Source organism: Roseovarius gaetbuli, assembly GCF_900172365.1.
GTDB lineage: Bacteria > Pseudomonadota > Alphaproteobacteria > Rhodobacterales > Rhodobacteraceae > Roseovarius > Roseovarius gaetbuli.
On the sequence record NZ_FWFJ01000017.1, the window covers coordinates 1 to 26,071 of the forward strand.

Annotated in this window: 23 protein-coding genes; 13 read left to right on the forward strand and 10 right to left on the reverse strand. The window is 62.3% G+C overall.

Annotation, left to right across the window (positions count from 1 at the left end; all coding sequences use genetic code 11):
- Window positions 1-325: 325 nt before the first annotated feature.
- Complete coding sequence (gene dacB, locus ROG8370_RS09885) at window positions 326-1,834, reverse strand: D-alanyl-D-alanine carboxypeptidase/D-alanyl-D-alanine endopeptidase (protein ID WP_085826923.1); 1,509 nt, start codon at window positions 1,832-1,834, stop codon at window positions 326-328.
- Window positions 1,835-1,894: 60 nt separating this feature from the next.
- Window positions 1,895-2,509 carry a nicotinate-nucleotide adenylyltransferase gene (locus ROG8370_RS09890; protein ID WP_085826982.1) on the reverse strand — a complete coding sequence of 205 codons (615 nt, stop codon included), beginning with the start codon at window positions 2,507-2,509 and terminating at the stop codon, window positions 1,895-1,897.
- Between the two features lie 345 nt (window positions 2,510-2,854).
- Between ROG8370_RS09890 and ROG8370_RS09895 the strand changes: the two genes are divergently transcribed.
- The 6 genes from ROG8370_RS09895 (at window position 2,855) to ROG8370_RS09920 (ending at window position 10,991) form a co-directional block, all read left to right on the forward strand.
- The gene (locus ROG8370_RS09895; RefSeq protein WP_170925218.1) at window positions 2,855-4,690 is read left to right on the forward strand and encodes a putative bifunctional diguanylate cyclase/phosphodiesterase; all 1,836 of its coding nucleotides are present in this window, start codon (window positions 2,855-2,857) and stop codon (window positions 4,688-4,690) included.
- Between the two features lie 72 nt (window positions 4,691-4,762).
- Window positions 4,763-6,418 (forward strand): energy-dependent translational throttle protein EttA, encoded by a 1,656-nt coding sequence (gene ettA / locus ROG8370_RS09900; RefSeq protein ID WP_085826925.1) that lies wholly within the window; start codon window positions 4,763-4,765, stop codon window positions 6,416-6,418.
- A 201-nt stretch (window positions 6,419-6,619) separates the two neighbouring features.
- On the forward strand, window positions 6,620-6,826 hold the full coding sequence (locus ROG8370_RS09905) for a cold-shock protein (RefSeq protein WP_073200690.1): 207 nt from the start codon (window positions 6,620-6,622) through the stop codon (window positions 6,824-6,826).
- A gap of 164 nt (window positions 6,827-6,990) precedes the next feature.
- Window positions 6,991-8,511 carry a 2,3-bisphosphoglycerate-independent phosphoglycerate mutase gene (gene gpmI / locus ROG8370_RS09910; protein ID WP_085826926.1) on the forward strand — a complete coding sequence of 507 codons (1,521 nt, stop codon included), beginning with the start codon at window positions 6,991-6,993 and terminating at the stop codon, window positions 8,509-8,511.
- The gene (locus ROG8370_RS09915) at window positions 8,508-9,650 is read left to right on the forward strand and encodes a murein hydrolase activator EnvC family protein (RefSeq protein WP_085826927.1); all 1,143 of its coding nucleotides are present in this window, start codon (window positions 8,508-8,510) and stop codon (window positions 9,648-9,650) included. Before gpmI ends, ROG8370_RS09915 begins: the two co-directional genes overlap by 4 nt.
- Window positions 9,651-9,653: 3 nt before the next feature.
- Window positions 9,654-10,991 carry a S41 family peptidase gene (locus ROG8370_RS09920; RefSeq protein WP_085826928.1) on the forward strand — a complete coding sequence of 446 codons (1,338 nt, stop codon included), beginning with the start codon at window positions 9,654-9,656 and terminating at the stop codon, window positions 10,989-10,991.
- A 627-nt stretch (window positions 10,992-11,618) separates the two neighbouring features.
- Here the strand turns inward: ROG8370_RS09920 and ROG8370_RS09925 are convergent.
- From ROG8370_RS09925 to ROG8370_RS09945, 5 genes are all read right to left on the reverse strand, one after another.
- The gene (locus ROG8370_RS09925) at window positions 11,619-12,221 is read right to left on the reverse strand and encodes a hypothetical protein (protein WP_170925219.1); all 603 of its coding nucleotides are present in this window, start codon (window positions 12,219-12,221) and stop codon (window positions 11,619-11,621) included.
- 46 nt (window positions 12,222-12,267) lie between these two features.
- The gene (locus tag ROG8370_RS09930) at window positions 12,268-12,420 is read right to left on the reverse strand and encodes an aa3-type cytochrome c oxidase subunit IV (RefSeq protein ID WP_370738335.1); all 153 of its coding nucleotides are present in this window, start codon (window positions 12,418-12,420) and stop codon (window positions 12,268-12,270) included.
- Window positions 12,421-12,494: 74 nt separating this feature from the next.
- A complete protein-coding gene (locus ROG8370_RS09935) occupies window positions 12,495-12,947 on the reverse strand; it encodes a hypothetical protein (RefSeq protein ID WP_085826930.1) in 453 nt (150 codons plus the stop codon).
- Between the two features lie 14 nt (window positions 12,948-12,961).
- Window positions 12,962-14,011, reverse strand: coding sequence for an MBL fold metallo-hydrolase (locus ROG8370_RS09940; RefSeq protein WP_085826931.1), 1,050 nt, complete (start codon window positions 14,009-14,011; stop codon window positions 12,962-12,964).
- A complete protein-coding gene (locus ROG8370_RS09945; RefSeq protein ID WP_085826932.1) occupies window positions 14,008-15,726 on the reverse strand; it encodes an acyl-CoA dehydrogenase in 1,719 nt (572 codons plus the stop codon). Before ROG8370_RS09945 ends, ROG8370_RS09940 begins: the two co-directional genes overlap by 4 nt.
- Before the next feature lie 136 nt (window positions 15,727-15,862).
- On the opposite strand from ROG8370_RS09945, the gene ROG8370_RS09950 reads away from it, so the two are divergent.
- A complete protein-coding gene (locus ROG8370_RS09950; protein WP_085826933.1) occupies window positions 15,863-16,804 on the forward strand; it encodes an L-threonylcarbamoyladenylate synthase in 942 nt (313 codons plus the stop codon).
- A gap of 74 nt (window positions 16,805-16,878) precedes the next feature.
- On the opposite strand, the gene ROG8370_RS09955 is transcribed toward ROG8370_RS09950, so the two are convergent.
- Together ROG8370_RS09955 and ROG8370_RS09960 are read right to left on the reverse strand one after the other, a co-directional pair.
- Window positions 16,879-17,205 (reverse strand): AzlD domain-containing protein, encoded by a 327-nt coding sequence (locus ROG8370_RS09955; RefSeq protein ID WP_085826934.1) that lies wholly within the window; start codon window positions 17,203-17,205, stop codon window positions 16,879-16,881.
- A complete protein-coding gene (locus ROG8370_RS09960; RefSeq protein ID WP_085826935.1) occupies window positions 17,202-17,930 on the reverse strand; it encodes an AzlC family ABC transporter permease in 729 nt (242 codons plus the stop codon). The genes ROG8370_RS09955 and ROG8370_RS09960 overlap by 4 nt, the downstream gene beginning before the upstream one ends.
- A 58-nt stretch (window positions 17,931-17,988) precedes the next feature.
- Here ROG8370_RS09960 and fdhD point away from each other — a divergent pair, with 58 nt between their 5' ends.
- The 4 genes from fdhD to ROG8370_RS09980 all read left to right on the forward strand — a co-directional run bounded on the left by fdhD (window position 17,989) and on the right by ROG8370_RS09980 (window position 22,226).
- Window positions 17,989-18,879, forward strand: coding sequence for a formate dehydrogenase accessory sulfurtransferase FdhD (gene fdhD, locus ROG8370_RS09965; protein ID WP_085826936.1), 891 nt, complete (start codon window positions 17,989-17,991; stop codon window positions 18,877-18,879).
- A gap of 88 nt (window positions 18,880-18,967) precedes the next feature.
- Window positions 18,968-19,609, forward strand: coding sequence for a molybdenum cofactor guanylyltransferase MobA (mobA, locus tag ROG8370_RS09970; RefSeq protein WP_085826937.1), 642 nt, complete (start codon window positions 18,968-18,970; stop codon window positions 19,607-19,609).
- A complete protein-coding gene (gene mobB, locus ROG8370_RS09975) occupies window positions 19,606-20,097 on the forward strand; it encodes a molybdopterin-guanine dinucleotide biosynthesis protein B (protein ID WP_085826938.1) in 492 nt (163 codons plus the stop codon). The genes mobA and mobB overlap by 4 nt, the downstream gene beginning before the upstream one ends.
- The gene (locus ROG8370_RS09980; protein WP_085826939.1) at window positions 20,094-22,226 is read left to right on the forward strand and encodes a molybdopterin-binding protein; all 2,133 of its coding nucleotides are present in this window, start codon (window positions 20,094-20,096) and stop codon (window positions 22,224-22,226) included. Before mobB ends, ROG8370_RS09980 begins: the two co-directional genes overlap by 4 nt.
- 67 nt (window positions 22,227-22,293) lie before the next feature.
- Here the strand turns inward: ROG8370_RS09980 and ROG8370_RS09985 are convergent, their stop codons facing one another.
- The gene (locus ROG8370_RS09985; protein ID WP_085826984.1) at window positions 22,294-23,067 is read right to left on the reverse strand and encodes a DeoR/GlpR family DNA-binding transcription regulator; all 774 of its coding nucleotides are present in this window, start codon (window positions 23,065-23,067) and stop codon (window positions 22,294-22,296) included.
- A gap of 290 nt (window positions 23,068-23,357) precedes the next feature.
- Between ROG8370_RS09985 and glpD the strand changes: the two genes are divergently transcribed.
- Both glpD and ROG8370_RS09995 read left to right on the forward strand, forming a co-directional pair.
- Complete coding sequence (gene glpD / locus ROG8370_RS09990) at window positions 23,358-24,965, forward strand: glycerol-3-phosphate dehydrogenase (RefSeq protein WP_085826985.1); 1,608 nt, start codon at window positions 23,358-23,360, stop codon at window positions 24,963-24,965.
- A gap of 16 nt (window positions 24,966-24,981) precedes the next feature.
- On the forward strand, window positions 24,982-26,070 hold the full coding sequence (locus tag ROG8370_RS09995) for an ABC transporter ATP-binding protein (RefSeq protein WP_085826940.1): 1,089 nt from the start codon (window positions 24,982-24,984) through the stop codon (window positions 26,068-26,070).
- The last annotated feature ends 1 nt before the right edge of the window (window position 26,071 follow it).

Sequence of the window (26,071 nt, forward strand, 5' to 3'; positions counted from 1 at the left end):
CCAGATACTGGCGGATGCCGCTCAGATCGACAAACCGGTCAATCGAACGAAGCAAGTGATTTTGCGGGATGTGATCCTCCAGCGAGAACTCATAAAACAGCGCCGCCTGTGCTTCCTGCCTCGGTCCCAACATGGCAAAATCCCCCGATCAATATGGGAATTGAATCAGTGATGCACGCCTCGATCAAGGAAGAGTTTTTCAACAAAATAAGCCGAAAGCCGCGAGCAGGCCGGTCTTATCGGCAAGCCGCATCAGATGGAACAGATTGCCGCCAATCTTGCGGGCCGCACGCCGGATTTCAAAGGCAAGGTCTGACGGGGCGGCCTAGTCGCCATAGACAATGCCCCAACGTTCAATCAGCGCCTGTTGCAACTGTTTCGCGCGCTTGTTCCAGGACGACGCGCCGGGCGGGCGATCATCCTGCGCCGAGTTCACCTTGGCGCGCAAACTGTCGCTCGCAGAGAAAATGGCAAAGGCCAGGTCGACCCCGTCGGGCGTGGTCATGTACCCCGCAAGCGCGCTCACGAAATAGAGCGTGCCGGTCTTTGCCACGACCTTGATCGGCTGGTTCTTGAGGGTGCGCCCGCGCGCATCGCGCAGCGGGATGTCACGCAACAGCGGCTTCAACAGCCCTGCCTTATGGGCCTTTCCAAGCGCGCGCGCCATCGACGCCGCCGTCAGCCGCGAGGCATCGCCAAGCCCGGAGTGATCAACCAGAAGCGCGCCGCTCATGCCGAGTGTCGCCTGTGCCCATTGGGTCATTTCCCGCGCCGAGGCCCGAAGTGGCACGGGCTTGCCACGCCGCGCGGCACTGGCGGCAAGGCCGACCATTTCGGCCGTCAGGTTGGTGGAATAGCGCAGCATGTCGCGCAACACGGTGCTGAGCGGATCACTGCGGTGGGTGACAAGGGCACTGCCGATGGGCGCACTTTTGGAGATTTCGGGCTGGCCGAGCTTGATGCCCTGCGCACGGGCAAAGGTGGCAAGCACCTCGCCTGCGTAAAGCTCTGGCTGGCGCACCGGCAACCACCGCGCGCCGCCGTTCCCAAGTGCGCTGCGCGCCACGGTCCACTCGTCGTGCTGAGCTTTGCCGCGATAGGTGTAAACCGGCGCTTTACGCTCGGCGATGCGCATGCGCGCCATGGTGACATCGGGGCGGTACTTGTCGGATCGCGCGTCCATGGTGATGGCGTATTTGCCGCCGCTGCGCTTCCACTCAAAATGCACCCGGTTGTAATTGAGGTTCAGCCCCGAGAGCGACGGATTATAGCCTGCGTGCTCGGGCTGGGTTTCATCAATCGCGCGCAGGAACGGCAGCGCCCCGCCCCAGACCAGGAACTTGCCGCGCAACTCGCGCAGGCCCGCCTTTTTGAGGGCGGCGGCCATTTCGGCAAGCGCGTTGGTATCAAGCGTCGGATCGCCCCCCCCGGCCAGCACGAGATCGCCCCTGAGGATCCCGCCGCTGATCGGTCCGGTGGCGACAAGGCGGGTCTGAAACCGGTGATCGGGCCCCAGCGTATCCAGCCCGTAAAGCGCCGTCACGGCCTTAGTCACGCTGGCGGGCGGCAGGCCGAGGGCGGCGTCGCCCTCTTCAAGGATAAGGCCGGTCTTGGCGTCGCTCACGGCAAAGCCGACGTTTCCCGACAGCTTGGCCTCGGCGATCAGGGCCTTGGTGCTGGGCGCGGTTGGGCCGCGGGTGGCGACACTGCGGGCGAAATCACCGGGGCGCGCCTTTGGGCGCAGCGACACGCTTGGCGCACCGGCCCATGCAGGGACGGCAAGCGCCGACAGCGCAGTGCCAAGAAAGGCGCGTCTGGAAAGCGGCTTGGTCATGGCGCAGAGTAAAGCGCAGCGCGCGGCGCGGTGCAATCGGCATTCGCGCTCACGGCCGCGTCACTTTTGTGTTGCATCCGCCCATGCGCCGCTCTGGCGCAGGTGGGTGGATGAGATCGCCATCATCGGCACATTGACAAAGCACCAGGCCGGGGCGTCCATCTGGCCAAGCCGGTGACATTGGCGGGCGCCAAGCCGGGCGTGATCAAACACCCGCGCGGCGGGCGACATGCGCGCCGAAATCCGCTGGCCCGGGCGGGCCAGAACGCCCACCGGCACGGTATTCATGATCTCGCGCCAATCCTGCCAGAGGTGAAATTGCGCCAGGTTATCGGCGCCCATCAGCCACACGAACCGCACCCCCGGCCGCGCACGGATCAGCGCCCGCAGGGTCTGGGCGGTATAGCGTGTGTCGGCCTGGGCCTCGAAATCGGTGATGTCGATGCGCGGGTGATCGACAAGCGCGCGCGCCGCGCCCATCCGGCGCCCAAGTGGGGCCGGGCCCTGCTCCTTGAGGGGGTTGCCGGGGCTGACCAACCACCACAGCCGATCCAGCCCGAACCGCTTGAGCGCCTCGCGGCTGATATGCAGGTGGCCGGCATGGGGCGGATCGAATGATCCACCCAAAAGGCCGATCACCTGACCGGGATGCGAAGGGGGCAGGGTGTATCTCATGGCTCTTTCATTGCCAGCCGCGCGCGTGGTGTAAAGCGAAAAGGCGCGGATCAGGATCTCGGGGGGCTTGCGAAAATAGCCCTGACCGGCGCTCTGCCAGATGCCCGCGAGGGTTTGCACGGATTCCTCGTAGCTGTTCTTGAAGCCATGCAAATAGAGCAGACCCTTGTCTTGACCGCTGTCGCTTCTCGTTGGGCCTCGACGCTCAGTATGACGCCGCTTTGACGCGCAGGGTCACTAAAAAAAAATTTTTCGGATTTTTTGCTGAAAGGGCATGGCGCGCTACGGGTCGTTAACCTTGCGCTGTTTAATGTGGCGCGAGGTCAGGCTTTATGCGGAGAATTTGTGCAGGTGTCAGAGGGCGCTCAGAACGTGACGGGGCCAGCGGTGCCCGAGGGCGCAGAAGCCCTGCAATCGGTCTATGGGTTGATCCTTGAACAGGCGCGCGATGGTATCGTCGTGCAGGATATCGAGGCGCGTATCGAATGGGTGAACCCGGCCTGTGAAGACATGTACGGCTGGAGCCTTGAGGAAATGCGCGGCCGCAAGCCGCAGGATTTCATCCTGCCGGCCAATGAGCGCCCGGATCGCGAAGCGTTGGAGAATTTCCGCTATGATCCCGAAAGCCCGCTGTTTCGCCGCTATCAGCTAAGCCGGAATGTTCGGCGCAATGGTCAGGTTTTCTGGAATCAGCAAAGTTTTGCGATGCTGGATCTCGGCCCCGGAGCGCATCAAAAAAGGGTGGTGGTGACCTGTCGAGATGTCACCGACCAGGTGAATGCGGAATTGGCGCTGCGCCAGATTCAGGTCGATCTCAAGCGAAGCGCGCATCACGACGATCTTACGGGGCTGGCCAATCGCAAGAAGCTAGAGGATTACCTTGGGTCCAAACTCGTGACGGATCATATCGCGCAGGGAAAGTTCGGCGTTCTGGTGATCGACATCGACAAGTTCAAGGATATCAACGACACGCTTGGCCACGGCGCGGGCGATGCCACGCTAAAACACGTGGCGCGCGCCCTTGAAAGTCATTGCGCACCGGGGGATTTGGCGTGCCGGACGGGCGGCGACGAGTTTCTGCTGATCTGCCTTGAACCCGGCAACAAGGCCGCGTTGATCGAGCGGGCCAATGCGGTGCTTGAGACGCTGGCCCATCCCCTTGACTGGGATGAGCAGGCGATTCGCATCGGCGCCTCGATCGGGGCCTGCTTGCCAGAGCGGCTTTCCGATACCGGCGAGGCCCTGATCCAGCGTGCCGACCAGGCGCTTTACAGCGCCAAGGCGCGTGGCCGTGGGCAGGTCGTGTGCTACACGCCGCATCTGGGGCAGGTCCAGAAGGCGCAGCAGGAACTGGCGCGCGATCTGCGCGAGGCGTTGGTCGCGGAACAGTTTGAAATCTACCTTCAGCCACAGCTTCGCCTGTCGGACCGCCGGATTTGCGGCTGTGAAGCGCTGGTACGCTGGCGCCATCCGCGGCGCGGATTGCTGCTTCCGTCAGAGTTTTTGTCGGCGGCGGATGGTTTGGGGATATTGGCCGATATCGACTATATGTCGATGAACATGGCGCTTGATGCCCTGGCCGAATTGCATGCGGCCGGGTTTGACCAGATGACCATGGCGATCGACGTGTCAGCCTCGATCCTGGCGGATGTGAATTATCCCGGTCTGCTTGACTGGGGGCTTCAGATGCGCGGTTTGCGCCCGGAACATATCTGTATCGAAGTGCTCGAAACCACCATCCTTGACGGCAGCGGCCATGACATCGTGACCGCCGTCGAGCGGCTCAAGCGGCTTGGCGTGCGCGTGGCGCTTGATGATTTCGGCACCGGCTATGCCGGCCTGTCGCATATGGCCACCTTCGAGATTGACGCGATCAAGCTTGACCGCTCGATGATCGCGCGGCTGGACAGCGATCCGCGCAATCGGGTGATCGTGCGCGCCATTATCCGCCTTTGTACCCTGCTGGACATGCAGGTGGTGGCCGAAGGTGTCGAAACCGAAGGCCAGCTTGACATGCTGCGCCGGGCCAATTGCCCGGTCATTCAGGGCTTTGGCCTTGCCCGTCCGATGCGGCGCGAGGATTTGATCACCTGGATGACGGCGCATGATCCGCTGCCAGCGACCAAGCCATTTCGCATTGCCCCGGCGCCCGTGTCGTCGCCGATCCATAGCCTGCGCTAGGCCATTGCCCCTCGACGCCATGGAGGGTATCAGGTGCGTTGGATTACAGATACGCAAGTGGAGCGGCACAACATGGCAGCCTATCAATACGTCTATCACATGCAGGGGGTCTCCAAGACCTATCCGGGCGGGAAGAAATGTTTCGAGGACATTCACCTGAGCTTTTTGCCCGGCGTCAAAATCGGTGTGGTGGGTGTAAATGGCTCGGGTAAATCGACCCTGATGAAAATCATGGCCGGCCTTGATACCGATTTCACCGGCGAGGCCTGGGCCGCCGAGGGCGCCAAGGTCGGCTATCTGCCGCAGGAGCCGCATCTTGATCCGGCGCTGAACGTGCGCGACAACGTCATGCTTGGCGTCGCCGCCAAGAAGGCCAAGCTTGATCGCTTCAACGAATTGGCGATGAATTACAGCGACGAGACCGCCGATGAGATGGCCGAGTTGCAGGATGAAATCGACAGCCAGAACCTCTGGGATCTGGATTCACAGGTCGATATCTCGATGGAGGCGCTGCGCTGTCCGCCCGATAGCGCCGATGTCGAGAGCCTGTCTGGCGGTGAACGCCGCCGCGTCGCGCTCTGCAAGCTGTTGCTCGAAGCGCCCGAAATGCTCTTGCTCGACGAGCCGACCAACCACCTTGACGCCGAGACCATCGCCTGGCTGCAACAGCATCTGATCGACTATAAGGGCACAATCCTTATCGTCACCCATGACCGCTACTTCCTTGATGATATCACCAGCTGGATTCTCGAGTTGGATCGCGGCCGCGGCATGCCCTATGAGGGCAATTATTCTGCCTGGCTTGAACAAAAGGCCAAGCGCCTGAGCCAGGAAGCACGCGAGGATAAATCCAAGCAAAAGACGCTTGAGCGCGAACTTGAGTGGATGCGGCAGGGCCAAAAGGCGCGCCAGGCCAAGCAAAAGGCCCGGATCAACGCCTATAACGAGCTTGCCGGACAGTCCGAGCGCGAAAAGCTCGCCCGTGCCCAGATCGTGATCCCCAATGGCCCGCGTCTTGGCAACAAGGTGATCGAGGTCAACGGCTTGACCAAGCACATGGGCGACAAGCTCTTGATCGAAGACCTGAGCTTTTCGCTGCCGCCGGGTGGTATTGTCGGGGTGATCGGCCCCAACGGCGCGGGTAAATCGACGCTGTTCAAGACCCTCACCGGCCAAGAGGCGCCGGATTCTGGCACGATCGAGTATGGCGATACGGTCAAGCTGTCGTATGTAGACCAGTCGCGCGACGATCTTGCCCCCAATGACAACGTCTGGGAAGCGATTGCCGACGGCAAGGACATCATCAAGCTTGGCGATGCCGAGGTGAACGCGCGCGCCTATTGCTCGTCGTTCAACTTCAAGGGTGGCGATCAGCAAAAGAAGGTGTCGCTTCTGTCGGGCGGTGAGCGCAATCGCGTGCATATGGCGCGGCTGCTCAAGGATGGCGGCAATGTTCTGCTGCTCGATGAGCCGACCAACGATCTTGACGTTGAAACCCTGCGCGCGCTGGAAGATGCGCTGGTGGATTTCGCCGGCTGCGCCGTGGTCATCAGCCACGACCGCTTTTTCCTCGACCGGATCTGTACGCATATCCTTGCGTTTGAGGGCGACGCGCATGTCGAATGGTTCGAAGGCGCCTTCAGCGATTATGAAGAGGACAAAAAGCGCCGTCTTGGCCCCGATGCGCTTGAGCCGAAGCGGGTGAAGCACAAGAAATTCGTGCGATAGGCGGCAGGTATCCGCTTTAATATCGGGGGCAGGCGCGGAAATACCTTGCAATTTTTGCGCTTTGCCCCCATATGCACCTTGCGAACGTTATTCTATTTCGACCTGTTGTCTCCCTAAACCGGCGCTCAGTCTTCGATCCAGACATACCTTGCCGGGCTGCCGCACCTACGCGGGCAGCATTAAATTTAGGAGAACACGGATATGGCTACTGGCACCGTGAAATGGTTCAACACAACTAAAGGCTTCGGCTTTATTGCCCCCGATGGCGGCAGCAAAGACGTTTTCGTACACATCTCGGCCGTTGAGCGGTCGGGCCTGTCGGGTCTTGCAGATGATCAAAAAGTAACATTTGACATCGAAGCCGGCCGTGACGGCCGCGAAAGCGCGATCAACCTCGCTCTGGCATAAGCCTTAGCATCGGTTAAGATTACAGGCGCGGCCCCCGAAACGGGGCCGCGTTTTGCGTTTGCGGGTGCGGTATTTTGCACAACAGCGAAAGTGCTAGCGCTAACCCGGTTCACCCCGGCGCGCGAAGGGGATAGAAGGCGGACAAGACCAAGCCAGGAGCCGTCATGCGTACCCCAAAACCCGTCGTTTTATGCATTCTGGATGGCTGGGGCCTGAGTGAGGAAACAGCGGCGAACGCGCCGCATCTCGCAAATACCCCCACCTTTGACCGGCTGATGGCGACATGTCCCAATGACACGCTGATCACCCACGGCCCCGATGTCGGCCTGCCGCGCGGGCAGATGGGCAACTCCGAGGTCGGGCACACCAATATCGGCGCGGGCCGGGTGGTGGCGATGGATCTGGGACAGATTGACCTTGCGATCGAAGAGGGCAGCTTTTTCGAGAATGCCTCGCTGAAGCGCTTTATCGCCAAGCTGCAAAAGAGTGGCGGGCGTGCGCATCTGATCGGGCTGGTGTCGGATGGCGGCGTGCATGGCCATATGACCCATATCGTGGCCGCAGCACGCGCGATTGCCGAGGCCGGGGTGCCGGTTGTCCTGCATGCGCTGACCGACGGGCGCGACGTGGCGCCGAAATCGGCGCGGGTTTACCTTGAACGCCTCGCCGAGACATTGCCCGAGGGGGTCGAGATCGCCACCATCATCGGGCGTTATTTCGCGATGGATCGCGACAATCGCTGGGGCCGGGTGCAAGAGGCTTACGAGGCGATCGTTTTTGGCAAGGGAATCCGCTGTGCCAACCCGCGCATCGCGGTGACAAACGCCTATGTGCGCTCTGAATCCGATGAATTTATCGCGGCGAGCGCGATTGGCGACTATTTTGGAGCGCGCGATGGCGATGGTGTGTTCTGTCTCAATTTTCGCGCCGACCGGGCGCGCGAAATCCTTCAGGCGATTGCCGACCCTGATTTCACGGCTTTTGACACCGGCAAGCGGCCGGAATGGGCCGCGCTTTTGGGGATGGTCGAGTATTCCGAGGCGCATAATGCCTGGTATGACACGGTGTTTCCGTCGCGCGATATCAATAATACGCTCGGCGAATGGGTGGCCAAGAAGGGCCTGCGACAGTTCCATCTGGCCGAGACCGAAAAATACCCGCATGTCACGTTCTTCCTGAACGGAGGCAAGGAAACGCCCGAACCCGGCGAAGACCGCTATATGGCGGCCTCGCCTCATGTGGCGACCTATGACTTGCAGCCCGAGATGTCGGCGGATGAGGTCACATCCCATTTTGTCAGCGCTATCCATGAAGACTATGACCTGATCGTCGTGAACTATGCCAACCCCGATATGGTTGGGCATACTGGCAACCTTGCGGCCGCGATGGCGGCCTGCGAGGCGGTGGATCAGGGCCTTACCCGTGTGGTCGAAGCGTTAGAGGCGGTGGGCGGCGCGATGATCGTGACCGCCGATCACGGCAATTGCGAGGTGATGGTCGATCCGGTCACGGGTGGCCCGCATACCGCGCATACGCTCAACCCTGTGCCGGTTATCCTTGTGGGTGGGCCAAGTGGCGCGCATCTGCGCTCAGGCGGGCGGTTGGCCGATTTGGCGCCGACCTTGCTTGAGCTGATGAACCTGCCCAAGCCCGAGGAAATGACCGGGGAAAGTCTTTTGAAATGAGCATGTTGCGGGCCCTTCTCTGTGTCGGGTTGGGCTTTGTGCCGCCCGCGTTTGCGCAGGTGTCGACCGATCCTGCCACGGCGGCCTTTGCGGCCGCCGAGCGGCTTGGCCGGGCGTCAGAGGCGCTCAGCAAGGCGGAAGGCGCGCAAAACCGGGTCAAGGCGCTGACCGAGACGATCACCGCCTTCGAGGACGGGCTTGAGGCGATGCGCGACGGGCTGCGCCGTGCGGCGGTGCGCGAACAGGCGCTGAGCGCTGAGTTGCGCGCGCGCGACGATGAAATCGCCCAGCTTTTGGGCGTGCTTCAGACGATGGGCAATGCCCCGGTGCCGGTGCTTTTGATGCATCCGGCGGGGCCGGTGGGCACGGCGCGGGCGGGGATGATCCTCTCTGAGGTGGCCCCGGCGCTTGATGCACGCGCGCTGTCGCTGCGTGACAAGGTTCAGGAACTGAGCGTGCTGCGCGCGCTTCAGCAAAGCGCGGCGGACAAGCTTCAAGAGGGGCTTGAGGGCGTGCAGGAGGCGCGCAGCGCGCTCAGCGCCGCGATGGCCGAGCGCACCAACCTGCCGCGCCGCTTTACCGAGGATTCGGTAAAAACCGCGCTGTTGATCGCCTCGACCGAAACGCTTGAGGGCTTTGCCAGCGGGTTGAGCGAGATCGCGATCGACGAGGCATCCGGAAGCCTGCCCGATATCAGCGCGCGCAAAGGCGCCTTGCCGCTTCCGGTCGAGGGCACCATCCTGCGCCGCGCAGGCGAGGCAGACGCCGCCGGCATCAAGCGCCCCGGTGTCGTCGTCGCCACCCGCCCGCGCGCCCTTGTTCGCACGCCTGCGGCGGCGACGGTGCGCTATCGTGGCCCATTGCTTGACTACGGAAATGTGATCATCCTGGAACCGCAATCGGGGATTTTGCTGGTGTTTGCCGGGTTGGATGTTGTTTATGGTCAAACAGGCCAGGTGTTGCCCGGCAGCAGCCCGGTGGGGTTGATGGGCGGTGCGGGCGCAGAGGGCGATCTGCTTTTGGCCGCCGATTCTCAGGATACGGGTTCCGAACGGACGCAGACGCTCTATATTGAGGTCAGACAAGACAATTCCCCAGTGGACCCGCTTGCGTGGTTCAAGACCGACAAGGATGACTGAAACATGAAAAAGTTCCTGATGGCCGCTTCGGCCGGTATTCTGACCGGCGTCGTGGTAACAACCCAGGTGGCGGCACCGCTTTTGGCACAGGAAGCGACCGACTCGATTGACGTTTACGAACAGCTTGATCTCTTCGGGGACATTTTTGAACGCATTCGCGCGCAATACGTCGAGGATGTCGACACCAAGGATCTTGTCGAGGCGGCGATCAACGGCATGCTGACCTCGCTTGATCCGCATTCCAGCTATCTGTCGCCTGACGATTCCGAAAACATGCAGGTCCAGACCCGCGGCGAATTCGGCGGCCTTGGCATCGAGGTGACGCAGGAAGACGGCTTTGTCAAAGTTGTCTCGCCGATGGATGGCACCCCCGCCGATCAGGCCGGGATCGAATCGGGCGATTTCATCACCCATGTCGATGGTGAAAGCGTTCTGGGCCTGACCCTCAACGAGGCGGTCGAATTGATGCGCGGCCCGGTCGGCAGCGAGATCATCATCACCGTGGTGCGCGAAGGATCGCCCGAGCCGTTCGATGTGTCGATCATTCGTGACACGATCAAGCTTACGGCGGTGCGCGCGCGTGTCGAGCAAAACGCCGTGGTGCTTCGGGTGACAACCTTTAACGAGCAAACCTATCCCAACCTCGAAGCTGGACTGGCCGAGAAGGTCGAGGAACTTGGCGGCGAAGACAACGTCAGCGGCATCATTCTTGATCTGCGCAACAATCCCGGCGGGCTTTTGAACCAGGCCATCAAGGTGTCGGATGCCTTCCTTGACAAGGGCGAGATCGTCAGCACCCGTGGCCGCAACCCGCAGGACGGCGAGCGTTTCAACTCGACGCCCGGTGATCTGGCGAACGGCAAGCCGATTGTCGTGCTGATCAACGGCGGCTCTGCCAGTGCCTCCGAGATCGTGGCCGGCGCGCTTCAGGATCATCACCGCGCGATTGTTGTCGGCACCAAGAGCTTTGGCAAAGGCTCGGTTCAGACGGTGATGCCGCTGCGCGGCAATGGCGCGATGCGTCTGACCACAGCGCGCTATTACACGCCGTCGGGCCGCTCAATCCAGGCGCTTGGCGTGAGCCCGGACATCCTTGTGGAACAACCCCGCCGCACCCCGGCCACCGAAGAGGATGAGGCGGTCACAACCCGGCCCAATCGCTCCGAGGCCGATCTGCGTGGCAGCCTGTCCAACGACAGCTTGACCGAGGATGAGATCAAGCAGATCGAAGAAGATCGCGCCCGCGCCCTTGAGGCGGCCAAGCTGCGCGAAGATGATTATCAACTGGCTTATGCCATTGATATCCTGCGCGGTCTGTCGGTGATTGGTGGCGGCAACTAAGCCAGTCTAGCAACGCTTGAAAGGGCCCTGTTCCGCTCGGGACAGGGCCCTTTTTTGTGGGCCAGCGTCAACTTTGAGCCTATTCCGTTGAAAAACTCGCCTGATCGCTCGAAAGGGCAAGATCAGCAGAATATTGTCCCGCTAAAACGCCATTCTGGAAGTACCGTTTGTCAATTGGCCTGTGACGAGAACAGTGTTCCAAGTTTCCGAGGCGATTTTGGCGTAGCGGAGTTTTTCAACAGAATAAGCCCATAGCAGACTTGGCCCCAACGCCCGGAGCAAGGCGCATGGCGTCGCCGGGCAGCGACCGACCGCCCCATGGGCGGGCGCTTTTGCAGTGTTGAACTCCAATGAATTCGTTGGATGTTTGTTGCAGGATAAAGCGGCAGTTACGACCGGATGTACGCCCACCCGCGGTCAGGCACCGCCTGGCATTCAACGTCGGCTTCGTCATTCGCCATAAGGCGCCATTGATCACGCGGTGTCTGAGAAAGAGGGCGTTTAGCGGCAAACCAATACTATCACCTGAGCGGCGTCAGACCTATCAAGGGCGCTGTCAGGCCATAGGCCTTGCCCCCGGAAGGTGCAGCGCCAAAATCGGCGACGGGTGCAGGATTTGCGAAAGGCTCAGGCGTTGGGCGGGGTCCAGGCGCGCAAGACTTTGCTGTTGTCGTCGTCGTCGTATTCATAAAGCTCTTCGGTGGTCACGCCGGGAATGGCGCCAAACTCGTCCGAGGTCTTGCGCGGAAGCCAGGAGGTTTTGACCTGACCGGGATAAAGCTCTGCGAGGATTTGAGAGGTCGACAGCGAGCATTGCGCCGAGGGCACCGGGCCCGCGGCCTTGGCAAGCGCGATGGCGCGCTCTGCAGTTTCGGGCGAGACATCGAGGCGCTGAATGCGCACGCGATAGGTCTTGCGCGCGTGATAGCGGGTATAGACATCGGCCACCGGCGGGGTGATGCCATAGAGCAGGTCGTTGCGCTCTGGGATGGTCTCGTGCTTGAACGACCCGGCGGGGTCAAAGATCACCCGTTGCGAGCCGTTGATCATCAACGAGGTATGCGCGCCCGCGTCACTATGGTTGTTGAGCATCGTGAACAGGGTCAGGCGCGGCGGCCCGTCATGACGGTACGCGGCGCGTGTCACTGCCTCATCCGGGGCCCATACCGATTCGGCGGCGCAACCGGCCAGCGCAAACACAGCCGCAATCGCAATCATCCAACCACGCATGGGAAACCCTCTACCTTGAACGCTCGTCCGGTCGCGCAAGCGCGGCTTAGCCGTTGACGATTGCGATAAAGACCAGCACGCCGATGATCACGACAACGCTCCATGTGACCGCTTTGACAAAGCCGTCAAAGGTCTTTTCCTGAACCTGAATATCCATCTCACCATGCTTGTGATCGGCCATTTGGGTATCCTCTTTCATAACTGAATCTGTGTATCTTGCGGCTGGATACTGCATTTGATCGGGGCTGTCACCACCCAAGCTGTCACAGGGGATCAAGCTTTTGCAAGGTCCTCGGCAAGACGAAAGCCGATGCGGTTGGGCGCGGCCACCTTGGCCGGTTTCGGCAGGGCGCGCAACATCACGCTAAGCTGCCCCACATGCTGGACAAGCTGGGTGCGCGCACCGCTGGCATCCTCGCCGTAAAAGGTGACGATATCGGGGTCGAAATAGCCCATGCCTTCGATCCGCAACACGCCCGCGTCCCCGCCGACAAAGCCCATCGCGACCTCGTGTTCCTCGTCGAGGGTCTTCTCGAAATTCTGGATGTAAAGGATCATCCGCTCATAGGCCCATTGCGCCGCGCTCTTGTCGCCGCCCGGCTTGTCGCCAAGCGCCTTGGCGGCCGCTTTCATGCAGGGTTGATCAGGGTCGGAGTGGACTTCGTGAAAGCGCGGCATCGCATGTGCCTCGGCGGCCTCGGCCGATGTTTCGATCTTGTCGTCCATATCACCACTCCTCTTTAACTGTCACAGACCTGCCAGAGCCAGGCGCCATCATCGCGGCGCCAGCGTCTAACTTCGCCAGCCTGATGCATATGATTGAGGTGCGCAACCGACTCGACAAGGGCCAATCCATAGGTGCCGCGATCAATTTTTCGTTTGAACAGCTGCGGGAAACACTCCGCTGCGGTGCGCGGCGTCTCGAGGTGCTCGCGCAGGCGCGTCAACGCGCCGTGGTGGTTTTCGCTCAGCTGGCGCATCCGCATCGGCAGACCGGTGAAGGGTAATTTATGCCCGCCAAGCACCAGATGATCGTCAAGGGCAAACCCGGCAAGGCGGGCACAGGCCGCCAGCCAATCGGCAAGCGGGTCGGCCTCGGGCTCGGTCGGGTAGACGCCGATATTGGGGCTGATCGAGGGCAGGATCTGATCGCCGGCTATGACCAGAGTGTCGTCGCGGCTCCAGAGGGTGAGGTGGTCGGGCGCATGCCCGCCGCCAAGCCGCACGTCCCAATCGCGCCCGCCCGCGCGGATCACCTCGCCCTCTTGCACGCGGGTATAACCCACCGGCAGCGGGTAACAGATATCGGCGAAATTATAGGGACGCTCGGCGCGACGCGCTTCAAACACATCCGGGTCCATCCCGGCGCTGCGCCAGAATTCAAGCGCCTGTGGTGTCGGTTCATCCTCGACATCAAGGATCAGCATCCGCGACAAGAGCCACGAGGTCCGCGTTGCCCAAAGCTCGGCGTTAAAACGCGCCATGAACCAGCCCGCCATGCCGATATGATCGGGGTGGTGGTGGGTCAGGATCACGCGGGAAACGGGTTTGCCCGCCAGCGGCCCGGCGAGAAGGGTTTCCCAGAGGGCCACGCTGCGTTTGGAGTGGATGCCGGTATCGACGATGGTCCAGCTGTCGCCCTCCTCAAGCGCGTAGATGTTGACGTGATCAAGCACCATCGGCAACGGCAGGCGCAGCCAGAGCACGCCGGGCGCGACGGTGATTGCCTCGCCCGCTGCGGGCGGTTCCGCCCACGGATAACGGATGATGCCGCCGCCGCCGTCCATCATGCGCCAAGATCCGCGGCGCTGAGCGCATAAAGGTCATCGGCACCCGATGTGGCATGCGCCAAAAGCCCGGCATGTTCGGGCAAAAGCCGGGTGATATAGAACCGTGCAAGGCGTGCGCGCGCGCCAGTGCCGCCCTCGGCCAGAGCCGCCTTGAGGTGGAAATGCCCGCCAAGGACGCGCGCAAAGGCGCGCTGGAACGGCGCGGCGCCGGCAAAGCGCTGGTTAAGGTCGCCCTGCGCCAGCATCCATTCCATCGCCTCGCGCAGGGTTTCAGAGGCCTGCCAGACCGGCTCGGCCAGATCAGGCAGCGTGCTGCGCGCGGTTTCGGCCAGCGTCGCGATCTCGTCAAGGATCGCAAAGCCCGCCTCGCCGCCATCCATGAGTTTGCGGGCCACAAGATCCATCGCCTGAATGCCGTTGGTGCCCTCGTAGATCGCGGTGACGCGCACGTCGCGGTAATACTGCGCCGCGCCGGTTTCCTCGATAAAGCCCATGCCGCCATGCACCTGGACGCCCATTTCCGAGACGGCCATGCCGGTTTCGGTGCCAAAGGCCTTGACAATCGGCGTCAGGAAGGCGGCGCGTGCGCCCCAGTCGGCATCATTGGTGGCGGTCTGCATGTCGGTGGCCGCCGCACAGGTCAGCGCGATGCTGCGCGCGGCAAAGATATCGGCCTTCATCGTGCTCAGCATGCGGCGCACATCGGCGTGATCAATGATCGTGCCGGTGCCGCCCTCGACCGGGGTGCGGCCCTGTTTGCGATCCAATGCATAGGCAAGCGCGTGCTGATAGGCGCCTTCGGCGACGCCGATGCCCTGACCGCCGACGCCAAGGCGCGCGTTGTTCATCATCGTGAACATTGCGCGCATCCCGTCATGCGGTTTGCCCACAAGCCAGCCGGTCGCGCCGTCAAATTGCATCACCGCCGTCGGGCTTCCGTGCAGGCCCATCTTATGCTCAAGGCTGACCACCTTGAGAGAGTTGGCGCGCCCCGGTGTGCCGTTGTCGTCGGGGATGAACTTCGGCACCAGAAAGAGGCTAATGCCCTTGGTGCCGGGCACCCCGTCGGGCAGGCGGGCCAGCACAAGGTGACAGACGTTTTCGGTGAAATCATTGTCGCCCCAGCTGATGTAAATCTTCTGGCCGGTCACCGCATAGCTGCCGTCGCCATTGTCTTCGGCCTTTGAACGCAGCGCGCCGACATCCGATCCGGCCTGCGGCTCGGTCAGGTTCATGGTGCCGGACCATTCGCCGCTGACCAGTCTGGGCAGGTAGATATCCTTGAGCGCATCGCTGGCGTGATGTTCAAGCGCCTCGATCTGGCCTTGGGTCATCAGCGGGTTGAGTTGCAGCGAGAGACAAGCCGAGGACATCATTTCATTGACCGCCGTCGTCACCGTCATCGGCAGGCCCATGCCGCCATGCTCGGGGCTGGCGCTTATCGAGACCCAGCCGCCTTCCGCAATCGCGCGATAGCCGTCGCCGTAACCCGGCGAGGTGCGCACGACGCCGTTCTCAAGATGCGCCGGATGCAGATCGCCGGGGCGTTGCAGCGGGTAAAGAACGTCCTGACACATGCGCCCGGCCTCGGAGAGAATGGCGGCGGTCATATCCGGGGTGGCCTCTGCGAAGCGATCGGTGGCGGCGACCTTTTCAAGGTCGACAACGTGATCGAACAGAAACTGATATTCCTCGACCGGGGCACGATACGGCATTGAAATCTCCTGATCTATTGTGCGGGCGACTTGGCAGCGTGGCCGCGCCCCTATATGGAACTTACCTTGAACCTGAGCGTAATCAATCGCGGCCAGCCTTCAACCGCTACGCCGCGTCAAAAAGGGCCACGTTACCTTGGAAACGACATGTCTTTCGCCCGACGAAGAGGGATTTGCAAGGGCGGCTGCAATTTTGCGCGCCGGGGGACTTGTCGCATTTCCGACCGAAACGGTCTATGGGCTTGGCGCGGATGCGCGTCAGGATCACGCGGTCGCGCGGATTTTCGAGGCCAAGGACCGGCCGCGGTTCAACCCGCTGATCGTGCATGTCGGCAGCATCGAGACCGCTCAGGCCTATGTCGAGTGGAACGATTTTGCGGATGTGCTTGCGCGTGCCTTCTGGCCGGGGCCGCTGACGCTTGTGTTGCCGCTGAAACCGGATGCGGGCCTGTCGTCGCTTGTGACCGCCGATTTGGCGAGCCTCGCCGTGCGCCTGCCGGCGCATCCGGTCGCGCAGGGCTTGCTTGAGGCTTTCGACGGGCCGGTGGCGGCACCATCGGCCAATCCTTCGGGGAAAATAAGCCCGACCGAGGCCGGGCATGTGCTGGCCGGTTTGTCGGGCCGGATCGAGGCGGTTCTAGATGGTGGCGCCTGTGCGGTCGGGGTGGAATCCACTATTGTGGGGCTGGTCGGCGCGCCCGTGCTTTTGCGCCCCGGAGGATTGCCTCTGGAGGCGCTTGAGGCGGCCTTGGGGCAGCCGTTGCGCCTGCATGGGGCGGATGATCCGTTGAGTGCGCCGGGGCAGATGCAATCGCATTATGCCCCCGGTGGGCTTGTTCGGCTGAACGCGACCGAGCGCCGGGAGGGGGAGGTTTTGCTGGGGTTCGGCGCGGTTGAGGCCGATCTGAACCTGTCGGTGGCCGGGGATTTGACCGAGGCTGCGGCCAATCTGTTTCACCACCTGCATGCGCTTGATGCGCAAGGTGCGGGCGTGATTGCGGTCTCGCCGATCCCGGATCACGGATTGGGGCGCGCGATCAATGACCGCCTGCGCCGCGCAGCGGCCCCGAGAGACTAGGGGGCGCTGCCCCCGCCGCGCGAAGCGCGACTCCCCCGGAGTATTTTTGCCAAGAAGAAGGGGCTTGCAAGGGGTCAGCCGAGCAGGGCGAGACCGCCGTAAAGCGTGAGCGCGCCGAGGACGATGGCGAGGATCACGTTGCGGGTGAAATAGCCCACCGCCAAGGTGATGATCGCCGCCGCCATGCGCGGGGCATCCAAGGTGCCGCCGGTGGCGGCGGGCCAGACCACGAGCGGTGCCACCAGCCCCGGCAGGACGGCCACGGCGGTGTAGCGAAGGTGGCGCAGCATCCAGGCAGGCAGGGGGCGGTCGCCGATAAGCCCGGTGAACACGAAGCGCAGTCCGAAGCTTCCGAGACCAAGGAGGAGGATGACGATCCAGAGGCTTGTCTTGTCGATCATTGTGCGTCCCCTGCAGGAAGGGCGCGGCGTTCGACGATCAGCTCGACCTGAGCGCCGACCATCATCGCGGCCACGCCCGCGATCAGCAGGCCGAGGTTGTAAGGAAGAAAGGCAAAGACCAGCGACAGGGCGACGGACGTAAAGGCCGCCGCCAAATGGGCCGGTGTGCGCAGCATCGGAGCAATCATCGCAAGAAAGGTGATCGGCAGAGCAAAATCAAGCGCCAGCCCCTGTGGAATGGAGGTGCCGACAAGCGCGCCAACAAGAGTGAAGATATACCAAAGCGGGCAGATCGGGGTGACCACGCCAAAGAAATAGGCCAAGCGTTGCGGGATCGACCAGCCGGGGTTGGCCTCGAATTTGACGATCGCGCAGGCATAGCTTTGGTCGACGGTGAAGTAGGCCGCAAGCGCGCGCTGGCCCAAGGTTGCCCCGCCGATATAGGGGGTGAGCGAGGCCGAATACATCGCCATGCGCAGGTTGACGGCCAGTGCCGAAATCAGCGCGATTGCGGTTGGCGCGCCGTCTGACAAAAGCTGAAGCGCGGTGAATTGCGCCGCGCCGGCGATGACGAGCACTGAAAAGCTCATGGTTTCAAGAACGTTGAGGCCCGCCTCGGTGGCGACAACGCCGAAGAGGACGGAAAACGGGACGATTACCAGAATAAAGGGCGCGCCATCGCGCACACCTTGCCAATAGATCGATTTGGTGGTTTGCCTTGGCACCGCTTGCCCCTAAGTTGCCCTTGTGCTCTGGCAAGGGCGTACCCAATGCAAGGAGGAGATGCAATTGGCCTTGAGCGATGATCTGTCCGGTTACCTGATCGCGCCTGATCCCGGTGCGCCGCGTCTGACGCGCGCGGTTGAGGGCGTGGATCACATGGGACAGCCGATACGCATTTCCGTGGTGGAGGAGCGCCCCTTGACGATTTTCCTCAATGGTCAGGAAATCGTGACGGCGATGACGATTGGTGACTATCCTGAATATCTGGCGCTTGGGTTTCTGCGCAATCAGGGGATGCTTGCCAAGGGCGAGGTGGTCCGGGGTGTCGATTATGACGAAGATCTGGAGACGGTTGTAGTGCGCACCGATGGGCAGACCACCTACGAGGAGAAGCTCAAGAAAAAAACCCGCACCAGCGGGTGTGCAGTGGGCACGGTTTTTGGCGATATGATGGAGGGGCTTGAGGGCGTGCAATTGCCGCAGGTCGAGGTCAGGACCTCTGATCTTTACGCCTTGGCCGCGCAGATCAATCGCACACCATCGCTCTACCTTGAGGCAGGGGCGATCCACGGCACGGTGCTCTGTAAAGGGGCGCGGCCCTTGGTCTATATGGAGGATGTGGGGCGTCACAATGCGGTGGACAAGATCGCTGGCTGGATGCTGAGCGAAGGTGTTTCGGCGCAGGACAAGCTTTTGTACACCACCGGGCGGCTGACATCAGAGATGGTGATCAAGACGGCGATGATGGGCATTCCGGTGCTGGCGTCGCGGTCGGGGTTTACCGCTTGGGGCGTTGAGATTGCCAAGCAAGTCGGGCTTACGCTGATCGGGCGGATGCGGGGCAAGCGGTTTGTGTGCCTGTCGGGAGAAGAGCGGCTTTTGCGCGACGCCGACCCAGAGGCCGTAGCCGATGAGGATCACAAATATCGTCGCAAGGGGGCACCGACATGATCGGCCGGGCGCGGGTCATTTTCTTGAACGAAGAAAATGTGAAAGAAAATTCATCTAATTTTCTTGGCTGGTTGCGAGGGCAGCGCGCATGAAGCCGCCTCTTGGTGTTATTCTCGCGGGGGGGCGCGCCACGCGCATGGGCGGTGGCGACAAGGGGCTTTTGCCGCTTGGATCGTCAACCATTCTTGACCATGTGATGACACGGTTGAAGCCTCAGGTGGCAAAGCTCGCGCTAAATGCCAATGGCGGCCCGGAGCGGTTCGCGGAGTATGGCCTGCCGGTTTTAGGCGACAGTATCGAGGGATTTGCCGGGCCTTTGGTTGGGGTGCTGGCCGGGCTCGACTGGGCCGCGGAACAGGGCGCGGACGCTATCGTGACCGTGGCGGCGGATACGCCGTTCTTCCCCACCGACCTGGTGGCGCGCTTGATTGTGGCCGCAGAGGGCATGACGTATCCGCTGGTTCTTGCCGCCACTCCGCGCGGCGCGCAGGAGACGAAATCCATGAGCGGCTCTGGTCTCATCCGGCATCCGACCTTTGGGCTCTGGCCGGTGGCCTTGCGCGATGACTTGCGCGTGGCCCTTACCGATGGCTTGCGCAAGGTGGTGATCTGGACTGACAAGCACGGCGGGCGCGAGGCGCTTTTCGACGAGGCGGGTGATCCGTTTTTCAACGTGAATACTCCCGAAGACCTTGAACAGGCGCGGGACAGATTGGGGGCAGGGGTATGAGGCTTTACGGCGTGACCGGCTGGAAGAATGCGGGCAAAACCGGCTTGATGGAGAGGCTTGTGACCGAGATCACCGGGCGCGGCATCCGTGTCTCGACGGTGAAACACGCCCACCACACCTTTGACGTCGATCACGCGGGCAAGGACAGCCACCGCCACCGGGTGGCCGGCGCGACCGAGGTTTTGCTGGCCTCGCGCAACCGCTTTGCACTGATGCACGAGTTGCGCGATGAGGATGAACCGTCGCTTGCGATGCTGCTCGACAAGCTGGCGCCGGTCGATCTTGTGTTGATCGAGGGCTACAAGCGCGACACGCACCCCAAGGTCGAGGCCTTTCGTGCAGAGACCGGCAACCCGTTGATTGCCACCAATGACCCGACCATCCGCGCCGTCGCAAGCGACAGCCCGCTTGATCTTGATCGCCCGGTTTTCGACCTCGACGACACGCTGGCGATCGCTGATTTCATCCTTGCCGAGGTCGGGTTGTGAGACCATTCGATACCTTCGCCGCAGTCGATTGGTCCGCCGGAAAGCGCGGGCCTGCCAAACCTGGCAAGGACTCAATCTGGTTGGGTGTCGAGCGAGTCGGCGTCAGTGCGGAACCGGTATATTGCAGATCGCGATTTGAGGCCGAGGAGCGGCTTGCCACCTTGATCGACGCAGAGCGTTCCGCCGGAAGGCGCCTCTTGCTGAGTTTCGATTTCCCCTTCGGCTATCCGCGTGGTTTTGCCGAGCATGTGACCGGACAGTCGGATACTCTTGCGCTATGGGACTGGCTTGCAGAGCGGGTTGAGGATGCGCAAGACGGCCGGAATAACCGCTATGACGTTGCCGAGATGATGAACTTTATGTTCGAAGGGCCCGGTCCGTTCTGGGGCAAGCCGAACGAGCGCGATTGGCCCGGCATTCCTTATCGCAAGGTGGGAATCCCTTTTGCACCGGTCGGGGAACGTCGGGCTTGCGATCTCAAGGCCAAGGCCTCGTCAAGCTGTTTTCAACTTGCCTTTCCTCCCACCGTCGGCGGGCAGGTCTTGATGGGGCTTCCTGTTCTTTCGCGCCTCAGGCGCCGCCCCGGTGTTGCGGTCTGGCCCTTTGAGATATCGGCGCAGGCCCCTGTCGTGCTTGCCGAGATCTGGCCGGGTTTGATCGAGTCGGCTGTCAAGGCGCGCATGGCGCGGTTGGGCAAGGGGGCGATCCGGGATCGCGAGCAGGTGCGGCTTCTCGCACGGGCCTTGTCGCGCGTGCCGAGTGATGAACTGGGGCAAATGATGGCGGACGTTCCTGCGGATGCAGCTGAGGAAGGCTGGATATTGGGCGCAGGCAATGGCGCGCGCCTAACCGCACTCACGGATATCCCGGCAACGGCTCCCCCCCCGCTGCGCGACGATTGCTTTGCACTTCCCGGCGGTGTCGACTGGACCCCGGCGGATCAGGCGCTGGCGCTGTTGCGCGCGCGCTTGCACCGGGTGGTCGGGCAGGAAGAGGTTGATCTGTCGCGCGCCCTGGGCCGGGTGCTTGCCGCACCTGTCACCGCGCGTCGCGCCAATCCCCCGCATCCCAACACGGCGGTCGATGGCTATGGCTTTGCCTTTGCCAGCCTTGGCGCGGGTGATCAGACCTTGCCGCTGGTGGCGGGGCGCGCGGCGGCGGGGGTGCCTTATGCGGGCGAGGTGCCGACGGGGCATGCGGTTCGGGTGCTGACCGGGGCAGCCTTGCCGACCGGTGTCGATACGGTGATCCTGCAAGAGGATGTGAGCGTTGGCCCGGGCGAGATTGCCTTTCGTGCGGGCATAAAACCGGGCGCCAACACCCGCCGCGCGGGCGAGGATGTGGGCGAGGGCGAGACCATCCTTGCGCCCGGTCGTGTCCTGACGCCCGCCGATCTTGCGCTTTGCGCCGCCGTGGGCGTGGCGCGGCTTGAGGTCTGCCTGCCGCTCCGGGTGGCGATCATTTCGACCGGGGATGAATTGGCCGAGGCCGGAGGAACACCGCGCGAGGGCCAGATTTTTGACGCCAACCGCCCGATGCTAAGCGCGCTTGTGCGCGATTTCGGTTATGAGGTGGTTGACCTTGGCAAGGTGGCGGATGACCGCGAGGCCCTGCGCCGCGCGCTTGATCGCGGCGCGGCCGAGGCGGATGTGATCCTGACCTCGGGCGGGGCCTCGGCGGGGGATGAAGACCACGTCTCGGCGCTTTTGAACGAGGCGGGCGCGATGGCGGAATGGCGCATCGCGATCAAACCGGGGCGGCCTCTGGCGCTTGGGCTCTGGTGTGAGACACCGGTTTTCGGCCTGCCCGGTAATCCGGTGGCGGCGCTTGTTTGTACGCTGATCTTTGCGCGCCCGGCGATGGCCGCCCTTTCTGGGGCCGGGTGGTTTGAACCGCAAGGCTTTGATGTGCAATCGAATTTCGAGAAGCGCAAGAAACCCGGACGGCGAGAATATCTGCGCGCGCGGATGCGCGACGGGCGCGCCGAAGTGTTCAAATCCGAAGGTTCTGGCCGCATCAGCGGGCTAAGCTGGGCCGAGGGCTTGGTCGAACTTCCCGAGGCGGGCGCCGAGATCAAGCCCGGCGACAGCGTGCGCTACATCCCCTTTGCCAGCTTTCTGCGCGGCTAGAGCATGTTGCTCAAAGGTGGGAACCGGTTTTGAGCGTCGACAACATGCGACACGCTCTGAGCGCGCGTTATTCCGGGGCAGGGCCGGTCACATGCACACGCGTGCCCCAGCCGGTGCATTGTTCGGTCAGACGCGGCGGCAGGGGCTGGTCGGTGAACACCTGATGCACATCGCGCAGCGATCCGATCCGCACCGGCGCGCTGCGCTGGAATTTCGAGGCATCGGCGACCAGAAACACCTCGCGCGAGCGGTTGAGAAGGGTCTGGCCGACGACCACTTCCTGAATGTCGAAATCAAGCAGGTCGCCGTCGACGTCCATCGCCGAACAGCCAAGGATCGCGTAGTCGAACTTGAAATTCTCGATGGTGCGCGCCGTCAGGTTGCCGACAAGCCCGTTGTCGGCCCGCCGCAGGGCGCCGCCCGCAACCACGATATTGCAGGATTTGTTGGCCAGCAGGATTTGCGCGACGTTCATGTTGTTGGTGACCACCATCAGGTTGCGATGATCAAGCAATTCGCGCGCGACCGCCTCTGTGGTGGTGCCGATATCAAGAAAAACCGAGGCCTCGTCGGGGATCGCGGCGGCACAGGCGCGCGCGATGGCGGTCTTGGCGGCCTCGTTCAGGCGGCGGCGTTCCTCGTAGAGGATATTGTTGACCCCCGACGGCAGGATCGCACCGCCATGCACCCGCTCAAGCTTGCCCGCATTGGCAAGTTCGGTCAGGTCGCGGCGGATCGTCTGAACCGTGACGTCAAAGCGCTCGGCCAGCCCCTCGACGGTGACCTTGCCCTCGGCGCGGGCGATTTCAAGGATATCGGGTTGGCGAAAGCTTTGTGACATGCGGCTGTCCTTGGGTGGGTTTCGTTCGATTATGTTCGTTTTTGTCCGCCGCGCAAGGGGATGGGGCATTGGCAACTCTGAAATCGCCGTGCCCGGTGACGAATCAAGCGGGGTAACGCCGCATCAAGCAGGTGGGCGAGACCCAAGTGGCGCAAGGGTGGGTGCGGTAGCTCCGCTAAAAAACAATGAAAACAATCAATGCGGGAAAAATGGAACGCAAACGAATATTCTTTTCTTGACGGTTGGGCGGATTGGTGGTTCGCTTTGGGGCATATCGTGGGGGGAAATCGGTGCCGGATGCCAACGCAGACAGGATTGTCGATCTGTTCGTCATTGGCGGCGGGATCAATGGCTGTGGCATTGCGCGCGATGCGGCGGGGCGTGGGTTATCGGTCGAACTGGCCGAGATGAACGATTTGGCCTCGGCGACCTCTTCGGCCTCGACCAAGCTGTTTCACGGCGGTTTGCGGTATCTGGAATATTTCGAAATCCGGCTGGTGCGCGAGGCTTTGATCGAGCGCGAAACCTTGTTGTGCGCCATGCCGCATATCAGTTGGCCGATGCGCTTTGTCCTGCCCTATCACAAGGATATGCGGTTTGAGGGGGAAACGCCGACTTCGCGGATCGTGAACCTGGTGATGCCCTGGATGAAGGGGCGGCGCCCGGCCTGGCTTATCCGGCTTGGGTTGTTTCTTTACGACCATCTTGGCGGGCGCAAGATTTTGCCGGGCACGGCCACGCTTGATTTGACGCGCGCGCCCGAGGGGCGACCGCTCAAGGACAAATATACCCGCGCGTTCGAGTATTCCGACTGCTGGATTGAGGATAGCCGCCTTGTGGTATTGAACGCGCGCGACGCGGCGGCGCGCGGCGCGGTGATCCGCACCCGCACCAAGGTGCAATCGGCAGAGCGGATCGGTGATTTGTGGCGCATCACGCTTGTCGATCAGGCGACCGGCCATCGCAGGATCCTGCGCGCGCGCGGGCTTGTGAATGCCGCCGGGCCTTGGGTCAAGGATGTGATCTCGGGCACGCTCCGGCTTAATTCGACCGAAGGCGTGCGGCTAGTGCGCGGTAGCCATATCGTGACCAAGCGGTTGTTTGATCACGACAAATGCTATTTCTTTCAGGGCACCGACGGGCGGATCATTTTCGCCATTCCCTATGAGACCGACTTTACCCTGATCGGCACCACCGACGCCGAGCATACCGATGCCAGCCAAAAGCCGGAATGCACGCCAGAGGAGGCCGCGTACCTGTGCCGCTTTGCCAGCGAATATTTCAAGGTGCCGGTGACAAGCGACGATATCGTCTGGACCTATTCGGGCGTGCGCCCGCTTTATGACGATGGCGCGAAATCGGCCACGGCGGCGACGCGCGATTATGTGCTGTCGCTGGATGACACAAACGGCGCGCCGCTTTTGAATGTGTTTGGCGGCAAGATCACCACCTATCGCAAGTTGGCCGAGGCGGCCCTGGCCAAGCTTGCGCCGCACTTTCCCGGCGCAAAGGTCGGCTGGACGGCGGGCGTGCCCCTTCCGGGCGGGGATTTTCCGGTCGATGGGGTTGAGGGGTTGGTGCAAAGCCTGCGCCGGGGCTATCCTTTCCTGAGCGAGCCTTGGGCGCGCCGTCTTGTGCGCGCTTATGGCACCGAGGCGATAGATATCCTTGGCGATGCGCGCGCGGCGGCGGACTTGGGGCCGGATTTTGGCGCCACCCTGACCGGCGCCGAGGTGCGCTGGCAGATGAGCCATGAATTCGCGCGCGAGGCCGCCGATGTGGTCTGGCGGCGCACGCGGCTGGGTCTGCGGATGAGCGAGGCGCAGATTGCCGCGCTTGACGATTGGATGAAGCAGGAACGGCGCAGCGTCGGCGCGCATGCGGTGGCCAAGGAATGAACAAGGGTTTGGATCAATGACGCTTGAACTTAAGGGCGTATCGAAGTCGGTGAATGGGCGGGTGCATATCCATCCCACCGACCTCACGCTTGAGGCGGGCACGATGAATGTGCTGTTGGGGCCGACCTCGTCGGGGAAAACCTCGCTTATGCGGCTTATGGCGGGGCTTGATGTGCCCGAGGCGGGCCGCATCCTCTGGCAGGGGCAGGATGTGACCGGCATGCGGGTGCAGGATCGCCGCGTCGCCATGGTCTATCAGCAGTTCATAAATTACCCCTCGATGAGCGTTTATGACAATATCGCCTCGCCGATGCGCCTTATGGGCAAGACCGCCGCCGAAATTGACGCCGCCGTGCGCAACACCGCCGATCTGATGCAGCTCTCGCCGATGCTTGAGCGCAAGCCGCTTGAGCTGTCTGGTGGGCAGCAACAGCGCTGCGCCCTGGCGCGCGCATTGGTCAAGGATGCCGGGCTTGTGTTGCTGGATGAACCCTTGGCGAACCTTGATTACAAGCTGCGCGAAGAATTACGCGCCGAGATCCCCAAGATTTTCGAGGCGGCCGGAAGCATCTTTGTCTATGCCACCACCGAACCCGAAGAGGCGCTTTTGCTGGGCGGCAATACCGCCACCCTCTGGGAAGGGCGGGTCACGCAATTCGGCCCGACGCCGGGGGTCTATCGCCGCCCGAATGATGCCACCACCGCGCGGGTCTTTAGCGACCCGCCGATGAATTTCCTTGAGGTCACCAAGGCGGGGGATCGTATCGAGTTTGGCGACGGCCAATCCGCCCCTGCCATCGGAAGCATGGCAGATTTGGCCGATGGGCCCTATCTTGCCGGGTTCCGCCCCAATCACCTTGAGCTGGAGCAACAGGGCGGTGACAGCCTTGTGTTTGACGCGCACCTGAGCGTGACCGAGATCACCGGATCAGAGACCTTTGTGCATCTTGATCATCATGGCGCGCGGTGGGTCGGGCTTGTGCATGGCGTGCGCGATCTGAAACTGGGCGCGGCGCTTCGGGTCTATCTTGATCCGGCCCATGTCTATGTCTTTGCCCAAGACGGCGCGCTTGTGGCCCCTGCGGCCTATGCAAAGGCGGCATGAG

Excerpts from the sequence above, each read along its gene's own strand:
- dacB (WP_085826923.1), bottom strand. The coding sequence starts at position 1,834 with ATGACCAAGCCGCTTTCCAGACGCGCCTTTCTTGGCACTGCGCTGTCG.
- ROG8370_RS09890 (WP_085826982.1), bottom strand. The coding sequence starts at position 2,509 with ATGAGATACACCCTGCCCCCTTCGCATCCCGGTCAGGTGATCGGCCTT.
- ettA (WP_085826925.1), top strand. The coding sequence starts at position 4,763 with ATGGCAGCCTATCAATACGTCTATCACATGCAGGGGGTCTCCAAGACC.
- ROG8370_RS09905 (WP_073200690.1), top strand. The coding sequence starts at position 6,620 with ATGGCTACTGGCACCGTGAAATGGTTCAACACAACTAAAGGCTTCGGC.
- gpmI (WP_085826926.1), top strand. The coding sequence starts at position 6,991 with ATGCGTACCCCAAAACCCGTCGTTTTATGCATTCTGGATGGCTGGGGC.
- ROG8370_RS09915 (WP_085826927.1), top strand. The coding sequence starts at position 8,508 with ATGAGCATGTTGCGGGCCCTTCTCTGTGTCGGGTTGGGCTTTGTGCCG.
- ROG8370_RS09920 (WP_085826928.1), top strand. The coding sequence starts at position 9,654 with ATGAAAAAGTTCCTGATGGCCGCTTCGGCCGGTATTCTGACCGGCGTC.
- ROG8370_RS09925 (WP_170925219.1), bottom strand. The coding sequence starts at position 12,221 with ATGCGTGGTTGGATGATTGCGATTGCGGCTGTGTTTGCGCTGGCCGGT.
- ROG8370_RS09930 (WP_370738335.1), bottom strand. The coding sequence starts at position 12,420 with ATGAAAGAGGATACCCAAATGGCCGATCACAAGCATGGTGAGATGGAT.
- ROG8370_RS09935 (WP_085826930.1), bottom strand. The coding sequence starts at position 12,947 with ATGGACGACAAGATCGAAACATCGGCCGAGGCCGCCGAGGCACATGCG.
- ROG8370_RS09940 (WP_085826931.1), bottom strand. The coding sequence starts at position 14,011 with ATGATGGACGGCGGCGGCGGCATCATCCGTTATCCGTGGGCGGAACCG.
- ROG8370_RS09945 (WP_085826932.1), bottom strand. The coding sequence starts at position 15,726 with ATGCCGTATCGTGCCCCGGTCGAGGAATATCAGTTTCTGTTCGATCAC.
- ROG8370_RS09955 (WP_085826934.1), bottom strand. The coding sequence starts at position 17,205 with ATGATCGACAAGACAAGCCTCTGGATCGTCATCCTCCTCCTTGGTCTC.
- fdhD (WP_085826936.1), top strand. The coding sequence starts at position 17,989 with ATGCAATTGGCCTTGAGCGATGATCTGTCCGGTTACCTGATCGCGCCT.
- mobA (WP_085826937.1), top strand. The coding sequence starts at position 18,968 with ATGAAGCCGCCTCTTGGTGTTATTCTCGCGGGGGGGCGCGCCACGCGC.
- mobB (WP_085826938.1), top strand. The coding sequence starts at position 19,606 with ATGAGGCTTTACGGCGTGACCGGCTGGAAGAATGCGGGCAAAACCGGC.
- ROG8370_RS09985 (WP_085826984.1), bottom strand. The coding sequence starts at position 23,067 with ATGTCACAAAGCTTTCGCCAACCCGATATCCTTGAAATCGCCCGCGCC.
- ROG8370_RS09995 (WP_085826940.1), top strand. The coding sequence starts at position 24,982 with ATGACGCTTGAACTTAAGGGCGTATCGAAGTCGGTGAATGGGCGGGTG.